6 protein-coding genes are annotated in these 9327 nt (G+C 75.5%); all 6 read right to left on the bottom strand.

From position 1 onward, the window contains the following. Nucleotides 1–297: TIGR02679 domain-containing protein (locus AB0L40_RS24235; protein WP_364360763.1), on the bottom strand; the 297-nt coding region annotated here is incomplete at its 3' end. Between the two features lie 19 nt (nt 298–316). Beyond that, complete coding sequence (locus AB0L40_RS24230; RefSeq protein WP_364360761.1) at nt 317–4324, bottom strand: TIGR02680 family protein; 4008 nt, start codon at nt 4322–4324, stop codon at nt 317–319. Next, on the bottom strand, nt 4324–5526 hold the full coding sequence (locus AB0L40_RS24225) for a TIGR02678 family protein (RefSeq protein WP_364360759.1): 1203 nt from the start codon (nt 5524–5526) through the stop codon (nt 4324–4326). Before AB0L40_RS24225 ends, AB0L40_RS24230 begins: the two co-directional genes overlap by 1 nt. Next, nucleotides 5523–7043, bottom strand: coding sequence for a TIGR02677 family protein (locus AB0L40_RS24220; RefSeq protein ID WP_364360757.1), 1521 nt, complete (start codon nt 7041–7043; stop codon nt 5523–5525). Before AB0L40_RS24220 ends, AB0L40_RS24225 begins: the two co-directional genes overlap by 4 nt. A 354-nt stretch (nt 7044–7397) precedes the next feature. Beyond that, nucleotides 7398–8678, bottom strand: a complete 1281-nt coding sequence (locus tag AB0L40_RS24215; protein ID WP_364360755.1) for a hypothetical protein — start codon at nt 8676–8678, stop codon at nt 7398–7400. 135 nt (nt 8679–8813) lie between these two features. Further along, the coding region (locus tag AB0L40_RS24210) for a C-terminal helicase domain-containing protein (protein WP_364360753.1) at nt 8814–9327 on the bottom strand (514 nt) is incomplete at its 5' end.

Here is a 9327-nt window from a genome sequence, read left to right as displayed (position 1 = left end):
CCCGACGACCAGCGGCCGCCCGACGACGGCGGCCGCCGCGTCCGCGAGCCCGCAGGCGTAGCGCGACCCGCGGAGGCCGACGTCGATCGTGGCGAGGTCGACGCTCGCGTCGGCTCCGGGCTGCGGCGCGCGCCAGCGGGAGCCGAGCAGCCCGGAGATCGTGCGGATCTCGTCCTCGGTGATCTGCGGCAACTTCAGGCGACCGGCGGGACGCAGCCCCGCCTTCTCCAGCCGCGGGGCCGCCATCCTGAGGAGCCGGCCGAGGCCGGGGTCGCTCGCAGCGTCGTCGGTGCTCACTCTCGAGCCAGCCGCCCCGTCATCCGTCGACGACCTCTGTCATGTCCCGGCCGTCCCAGACGAAGTGCTGCGCCCAGACACCCCACTCGGCGTTCTCGCGGTGCAGCTCGTAGAGGCCGGCGCCGGGGACGGTCGCCACGCACGGGTTCAGCTCGAACGACGTCATCACCCAGTCGAGGTCGAGCTCGACGAGCAGCGCGAAGACCTGCTCCCGCGTCGTCGGGTCGATGCCGTCCATCGCCTCGTCCAGCGCGATGATCCGCGGCGCGCCGGGCGCGAGGTCGTACAGCGCGGCGGCCGTCGCGAACAGCGGCAGGTGCATCAGCACGGACTGCTCACCGCCGGACCCGAGGCCCTGGGTGCGCGCGGTCAGCCGCTTGGTGGTGCCATCCGGCTCGTGCAGGTGCAGCGAGAACCGCCACCAGCGCCGGTAGTCCAGGGCGACGGACAGGTGGTCGACGAGGCCCTGCTCGCCGTCGCCATCCTCCAGGCCCGCCCGGGCGTCCGCGATCCGCTGCTCCAAGAACCCGAACAGGGCGCCCTGCTCGTCCTCGCTCAGGTGCTCGGCGGCGCGGTCTCCGAGGAGGTCGAGGACGGCCGCCGGGGCACCGGCGTCCTCATCGGGATCCCAGCGCAGGGAGACCGTCCGTCCCGCGCCGGTGGGGCACCGGCGCAGCGTCTGGTTGCGCGACCGCAGCGACGCCCGCACGCCGGTGATCCGACCGCGGAGGTGCTCGGCGATCTCACCGAGCAACGCGTGGCCGAGGACCTCGCGACGCTTCGCCGACAGCACCTGCTCGCGGTGGGCGACGTCGCCGTCCAGCTCGGTGAGCATCGCCGTCGGCGTCGTCCGGCGGCCGTCGCGCTGCACCTCCACCAGCGTGATCCCGTCGACCGGGATCGTCGCGGCATCCATGTCGAACGCGGTCAGCGTCTTCTGGAGCGCGGAGACGGCCTCGCTCACCCGCCGCGCCCGGCGTTCGAGGTCCGCGCCGGCGTCCGTTGCGTGCTCCGGCAGCGCCCGCACACGCTCCAACGCCGTCGTCAGCGGCCAGGTGGCCGAGGCCCGCTCGTCGTCGGGGGCGCCCTCGGGGCCGAAGGCGGCGGTGAGCAGGTCGTGGGTTCCGAGGACGCGGACGGCGTCGAGCGCCGCCACCCGCTCCGCCTCGGCCGTCTGCACGGCGCCGGCGGCGTCCTCGGCGGCGCGCTCCGCGTCCTTCAGTGCGCCGATCAGGTCCGCCCGGCGCCGCTCGGCCCGGTCACGGGCCGCCTGCCGCGCGGCGCGATCCACGCGCAGCTGCCCTGCCCGTGCCTGCAGCTCCGACGCGGTGGAGCCGTGCGCGCTCTCGGTCGCGGCCAGCCGGCCCTCCGCCGCGTCGAGCTGTCCGTCCGCGTCCCGGGAGTCCTGGTCGGCCGCGGTCGTGGCGTCCACGGCCGCCCGATGGTCCTCGGCCACGGCGGCGACGCGGGCCTCGGTCGCGTCCCGGCGGTCGATCGCCCGGACCGTCTCGTCGACTGCGAGCTCGACCCGCTCCAGGGCCGTCGCCGCGTCCCGCAGGGCGGCGGGCGCGGTCGGCAGCCCGTGCGCGCGGGCGTGCTCGTCGACCGCGACCCGCGCGCCGGCGCGCACCTGCTCACGACGATCGCGCTCGGCGATCTTCTGCGCGAGCGCCCGCTCGGCGTCCTGCAGCCGGTCGGCGGCCCGGCGGGCCTCGCGCTCCGCGTCCCGCAGCGCGCCGGCTCCGGGCAGCGCCACCCGCTCGTCGTGCAGCCGCTGCTGCGCGGCGGCCTGCTGCTCCGCCTGCGCGCGGAGGACGGCCAGTCGACGGTCGAGCTCGGCGAGCCGGTCCCGTGCGGCCGCGAGCAGCCGCTCCCGACGGGCGGCGCGCGCGGCGGCGCCGATGAACTCGGCGCCGGGCTTCGTCGCGCGGCCGTGGAGCGGACCGAAGCGGAACGTGCCCGGCGCGACGCTCAGCGGGCCGGACAGGGGCAGCGAGCGCAGGACTCCGGCGACGGTCTCCGACGGGATGCCGCGATCACCCGGGTCCGGGACGAGCAGGTCGGCGAGCGTGCCCGTCGCGGTCGCGTCGCCCGCCGGGCTCGCCGCTCCGCCGCCGACGAGCGTCAGGTCGGCGTCGTGGATCGCTCCGTCGGGATCGATCCACGCGTCGAGGACGCCGGCCTCCTCCAGCGCGGCCTCCACCGCTCCGCGGTCCTCGGCCGGGACGTGGGGCCGGAAGTCGCAGACGGCCCAGAGCGGCGCACCCACGCGACCACGACGGTCGGCCCGCCGCGGGGAGCGGACGGGCGGCTCGGGGTCGCGGGTCGCTTCGAGCTCGCGCAGCTCCTCGGCCGCGTCGGCGTGCTCGGTGGCCAGCGTCTCGATCCCGTGAGCGGTGGCGACCCGCTCGGCCGCGAGCGCCTCGGAGCGGGACTCGAACCACGGGCGCAGCCCCACCTGCGGATCGCCCCCGGCGACGATCCCGTCCGCGAGCGCGTCGAGTGCCTCGTCGGCCAGCACGATCTCGGTGAGCGACGCGCGCCACGACCGCAGGCCTTCCAGGAGCTCCTCGGTCACGCGCTCGAGCCGCCCGTCCGCTGCCGTCACCTGCTCGGCGGCGGCGTCCCGGCCCGTCGCCGCGACGGCGAGGTCCTCGGCGAGCGCCTCGAGCAGCGCCTCTGCGCGGGCAAGGGCCGCGACGAGCGCCTCGGCCCGCTCGACGTCCTGGCGGCGGAGCGCGACCCGGGCCGGCAGCGCCGCCAGCGCGGGGCGCTCCGGGGGCACCGGGTCCAGCCCCGCGGTCGACAGCCGGTCCGTGAGGATCTCCGTCGCCTCGGTGAGGTCCTCCGCCGCCCGCTGCGCGGCGGCGAGCTCCTCGTCGCGCCGGCCCTCGGCTCGGACGGCGACCTCGTGGGCGGCCCTCACGCGGTCGCGGGCCCGGTCGGCTCGCGACCGGGCCTCGTCCCGCGCGCGGCGCCGCTCCTCGAGGAGCCCGATCACCTCGTAGGCGCTCGACCCGATGAGGGTCTCGTACTCCTCGCTCGTCCGCTGCCATGCGCCGGTCGCATGCGCCAGCGCGGTCTCGGCGTCCTCGCGCTCGACGACGGCGGTCTCGTGCGCGGCCGCGGTGCGGCGCTGCTCGGCGCGGGCGGCGTCCCAGCGGGTGTTCGTGCTCTTCAGCGCGTCGGCGCGGGTGCGGACCACGCCACGGGCGTACGCGCGGTACTGCTGCTCGACGATCGACGCGACGAGGCGCCGGGCGCCGGCGAGCTCGTCGTACTGGCGCTGCAGCTCGTGGAGCTGCTCGAGCGCGTCGCCGAGCTTGCGCACGAGATCCCCGTCGACCGCCGGCAGTGCCGACGAGAGCATCTGCGACAGGCGGGTGACGTTCAGGCTCTCCGAGAGCTTGGGCTTGCGCAGCTGGCGGATCACCTCGAGCGTCTGCTCGTAGAGGGCGGGCGTCGAGAACGGCAGTAGGTGCTCGCGCAGCGCCTCCTTGTACGCGGTCGGCGCGTCGAACAGGGCGCCGCCGCCGGCGGTCAGCTGCTCGGCCAGCTCGGCGCGGACGACGGGCTGGGGGTCCTGGCCCACGGCCGCGCGCGTCAGGTGCAGATCGGCGCCGACGCGCTGCTCGGTGACGAAGTACCAGCGCTTGACGCCGTCCGTCGAACGGGTCGCCTCGAGCCCGATGCCGCACGTCAGGAAGCGCTCGCCGTCGCCGTCCGGGCGACGGAACTCGGCCCACACGTAGCCCACGCGCTTGTTCGCGCGGCGGTCCGGATACGCGTCGGTGCACTCGATGAGATTCCACCGCATCGTCTTGGCGGCGGACGCGAACGGGTCGAGCTTGCGGGGCGTGACGTCGCCGTCGAGCACGAACGGCATCAGCAGCTCGAGCGCCTTGCTCTTGCCCGACGTGTTGCGGCCGCGCAGCGCCAGGCGGCCGTCGTGCGCGCCGAACTCCTGGTCGGCGTACTCGTAGAGCCCGACGACGCCGTAGCGGTGGGGACGGAAGCGGTCGGTCATCAGATCAGCCCCAGCTGGGTGCCAGCCGTCGTCGGCCGACGACCGACGGCCGCGCGGTATCGGTGCGCGACGGGTAGGACGCGCAGCCCGCCGTCCTCGTCGGCCGCCAGGCGCAGGTCGACGAGCACCGCGAGCGCCCGGTCCCGCGCGCCGCCGAGGTCGGCCGGGTCGGACGGATCCCACGCCCAGTGCGCGGCATGCTCGGTGACGAGCCGGCGGACGAGGCCGTCGACCGTCTCCCGCGCGACCGTCGACCCGTTCGCGGCGTCCAGGGCGCAGAGCTCGGGCAGCAGCAGGAGCGCGAGCTGCTTGACGTGCCCGCGGGCGGGGAACGGCCGGTCGGTGAGCTCGCGTCCGGTGGCGATCAGTGCGGTGCCCTCGCGCCGTCGCTCGGGCTGGAGTCCCGTCAGATCGCGCGCGAGCCCTTCCAGCCGGGCCCGCTGCGAGAGGAAGTAGTCGCGGTCGTCGGGGTCGAGGTCGTCGACGTAGAGCACCGGGTCCTCGACCAGCGCGCGCACGATGCGGCGAGTACGCACGCGGCCGGCGAGCTCGCCGTGGTCGGCGGGTCGCGGCTCGAGGTCGGCGGGCGCTCCGGCCTCGGCGCAGCGGACGGGGTCGGCGATCAGCAGCGTCAGCCGGCGGCGGTGGACGTCGTAGAACGCCTCGTCGTCGCTGCCCTGCTCGCCCGCCACGCCAGAGCGCAGCGTCAGGACGCCGAGACCGGTCAGGAACTCGATCGCGTCACCCAACGCCAAGCGGTCGGCGCGGGTCCTCCAGTCGACCTCGAGCTCCAGCGTGCGGGCCCGCAGGACGACGTCCTCGGCCAGCGCGCCGAGCGGGACCTGCGTCCAGCCGCGGTGCTCCAGCACGCCGGCGACGACGCACAGGAGGAGCGCCGCGCGGCCGTCGAGCGCCCGCCGGTCGTCGACGGGCTTCGCGCGCTCGCTCTGGGACCGGGGCGGCAGCCGCAGCGGCCTCGCGTCGTCCAGCGTCACGACCTTGCTCAGGTGCGCGGTGTCGCTCGTCACCGTCAGCGTCCCGCCGAGCTGGTCGCGGACGACGGTGGCGAGGTGGTCGCGGTGGCGACGAACGAGCCCGAGGTCCGGGTCCGGGGCGGCCAGCACCTGCCGCTGCAGCAGGGCGCGCAGCCCGCGGCGGCGCTCCTCGTCCGCCGCGGCGGCCAGTGCGTCGGCGGTGCTCACGCCTCGACCTCCAGCCGGAAGTCCGGGCACTCGAGCCGTCCGTGCAGCGCGTCGATCGTCGTCCGCGCACCGTCGGCCGGGGGCACCAGGCGCAGCCGGAGCGTGCCGTCCGGGGAGCTCGCGCGGCGGCTGCCGTCCGGCTCGCGGCGCTGCGCGAAGGCCCGCGAGACGAGCACGAGCAGGTGGTTCAGCTCGACCGGGTGCAGGCGGTGCAGGCTGCTCATCGTCACGGGCACACCGGAGCGCAGCCGGTCCAGCAGGCCGGCGAGCTGGGCCTGCTCGGTGCGCTGACGCTCCCGCACGCGCTCGGCGAGTCCGGTGTTCCCGGCCAGCCGCGAGGGCGTGCCGGCGCCGGGGGTGCGCGTGCCGGGCGCCCGCAGGTGCGCGGCGACGGCGATCGGCGGGGCATCGCGCCAGCCGACGGCCCCGGGCGACGCGAGCGCGTCCGGGTCCGCCTCGGGACCCGACAGGTGCCGCGGGGCGCGGATCCCGCACGCCACCGCGACGCACGCCGTCGCGACGGCGTCGTCCTGCGTCGCCACGATCCGCGCCAGGGCATCCCACGCCGCGGCGCGATCCCGGCGGCCGGCGGCGCGGTCGATCAGGCGCTCGGCGATGTCGATGATCGCCCGGATCGCGTCGAGCAGCTTGTTCGTCAGGAGCACCCACGGGGCCTCGGTCGAGCCCGGGGTCCCGAACCACGCCCGGACCGCCTGCCACCGGGCCTCCTCGTAGCGGCGGAACTGGGCGCGGATCTGCTCGGCCGTGGCGTCGCCGATGGCGGGCGGTAGGTCGCGGGCCGACAGCGCCAGGTCGACGAGGCGCGGGGCGCCGAGCTCCTCCACCGCCCCGATCGACGCGAAGATCGGGTCGGCGTGCCGGCGCAGATCCCGGTGGAACCCCTGCAGGTAGGCGACGATGACGTCCTGCTGCTCCGCGAACTCGTCCCCCGTGATCCGATCCGACGACGTGAACGCCTGCAGCCGGACGATGAAGTCCGTGGCCCCCTGGCGCAGCGCCTTGACGGCGTCGGCCACGGTCTCGAGGTCGTCGGCCAGGCGGCGGGCGTCGGGAGCGGGCGCGCGCAGCCCGTCGACGATGCGGGCCAGGGCGTCCCGGATCGAGAGCAGCCGTCCCGACTCCAGCGAGCCGATCTCCTCCCCCAGCGCGTCGAGCTCGGCGAGCAGCCGCTCCACCCGCTCACCGGCCGGGGTGATGTCGTAGACGGAGCGCTTGCGCCGCCACTCGACGGCCGACGTCACCGCCCGCGTGTCGGCCCGGGCCTGCAGGGCACCGTCGTCGACCAGCCGCTCGAGGCAGCGGTCGAGGACGTCGTCCGGCAGCGCCTGCCCGAACTCGGCCTCCAGCCGCCGTTGGACGTCGGCCGGCGAGAGCTGCCAGCCGATGTCACGCGTCTTGTTCAGCAGGAAGACGCGCATGATCCGCCGGTACCGCTCGGCGTGCTCGCCGACGGCGTAGGAGACCTCGCGGCGCTCGGGCAGTCCGTCGGTGCTCACGATCGGTCGTGTCGGCCCGTCGTCCGACCGCTCGGGCGGCAACGGCAGCATCGGCGGCCGACCGTCGTGGGACGCTGTACCCCCGGGCGGGCGAGGCGGAACGGCTGCGTGAGCGAGAGACGGCACATGAGCGAGGTCGTCACGCAGCCCGTCGATCTGACGACGCCGCGCAGCGAACCCCGATCGTAGGCGGTCCGGCGGTCGATCTCGTACGGGCGTGCGGGCCATCGCCGACACCCTCGCGGAGCGGGCTGCGGAGACTCGAGGTCCGATGCGTGCCGAAGCTGTGTCGGAGGCCTGCAGACACCGGCAGAAGCCGAACACCTCGTCGGCGCTGAGTCCTGAGCGAGACGCTCACCACTCGTCACCCGGATACTGCGGCGGTGGCGTGCCGGTGCGAGCGACGATCCGCGGGTACCCGCCACCGTCGGCCGTGATCTCGGCGCGCACCTTCAGGGCGACCCGCCACGCGTCGCCGTAGTCGAAGAGATAGGCGATGGTCGATCCGACCCGTAGGCCGGCCTCGCCGAGCCGCACCTCATCGGCCCGTCGCGCGCCCGTCTCCTCGTCGATCTGACCGAACGGCGAGCGCACCTCGTAGGCGCCGCCGCCCCAGTACCTGCCGTTCAGCCAGAACGACCAGAGGTGGTCGTCCGCCCAGCGGAATGCGTCCTGGATCGTCCGGTGCAGCGTGAGGAAGTCCTGGTCGGCGCCGATCTCGATCGTCACGCTCGTCCGGGGGACGTCCTCGAGCTTCGCGTGGAGGACCAGGACGATCGAGGGGTCGACGGGCCGCTCCGGGGGCGCCAGCGCGAGGGCGCCGCCGCCGAACAGACCCCCGGGGAGGATTCGGATCCGGTGGCCGGCCTCGCTCAGGCGGACACCCCCGGATCCTGCCCCGTCCGTGGCCCGCCGCTCGACGATCCCGTAGGCCTCGGCGCGGACGAGCAGCTCGGCGAGCGGGTCGCCGAGTGCCGACGCACCCTGCGGCCCGTCCGCCCGCGTGCCACGGGATCCCGCGATCCTCCACCCGTGCGCAGCGCCCTCGCGGTCGACGGCGGCCGCGAGCCGCTCCTCGGCCAACCCGTCGGGCACGGCCTGCAGGGCGCGAAGGGCGGTGCCGGCGATGACGTCGCCGAAGCGCTCGCCGGCATCGAGGTCCTCGAGTCCCGCCATCACGAGCCGATCGCCGTCCTCGGCGACTTCCCGTCCGCGCCGGTTGGCCAGCAACCGGTCGCCCCGTCGGCGCACGAGGCGGCCGCGCAGCAGGCTCTCCCGCAGCACCCTCAGCGACGGGACTGCTGCCTCGTGGTGGAGCATCGCCGACCGGGACGCGGCGTCAACTCTCCGGACCACGTCGCCGTCGCACGACATGGCCGCCGCCCACGACGGCCAACGGGCGACGACGGCCTCGACGACCGACGGCGCCAGCGCGAAGACCGGGGCCGCCGACTCGTCGACGTCAGGCGTCGGCGCGGCCGTCGGCTGCAGTGGGATGCCGTCCGGCGCGGCCGCGAGCCGCAGGAGCCAGGCCGCGGGCGCGGACGGTCCGGTGCCGTCAGCGGCCGCGATCGCCGCGGCCAACGATCCGGTGTCGTCGGGGTCTTCGGGGAACAGGGACAGGGTGTCGGTCACGGTCGGGGCTCCGGAGAGACAGCGGGCGCGACATGGGTACCACGTCACGCGCACCGCTCCCAGACGGGGACGCCGTTCACCGACGCCTCCGGCGACAACCCGATCGGCTCCGGGAACGCGGCCGGTCCCCGCCCCTCACCCCAGCAGCCCGCGGATGTCGTCCGCCGTCACGGCGCCCGAGAACAGGTCGCCCTCGTCCAGCACGCCGGCGAAGAGCGCCGCCTTGCGGTCCGCGAGCGCGGCGACCTTCTCCTCGATCGTGCCGGTGGAGATCATCCGGTAGACGTTCACCGGGCGGGTCTGGCCGATGCGGTGCGTGCGGTCGATCGCCTGGGCCTCGGCCGCGGGGTTCCACCACGGGTCCAGCAGGAAGCAGTAGTCGGCCTCGGTCAGGTTCAGGCCGAAGCCGCCGGCCTTCAGGCTGATCAGGAAGACGGGGGCGTCGCCGGCCTTGAAGCGCTCGACGACCTTCGCGCGCTGCTTCGTCTTCCCGTCGAGGTAGGAGGTCGTGATCCCCTCCTCGGCGAGCCGTGCCTGCACGAGTTCCAGGAAGCCGGTGAACTGACTGAAGACGAGCGCCCGGTGCCCGCCGCCGACGACGTCCTCCAACTGCCCGACGAGCGCCGTCAGCTTGGCGCACGGGACGGTT

Source organism: Patulibacter sp. NPDC049589 (assembly GCF_040675535.1).
Classification (GTDB): Bacteria; Actinomycetota; Thermoleophilia; order Solirubrobacterales; family Solirubrobacteraceae; genus Patulibacter.
Note: the sequence above shows the minus strand (reverse complement) of the source record. Positions and strands in the feature narration are given on the sequence as shown.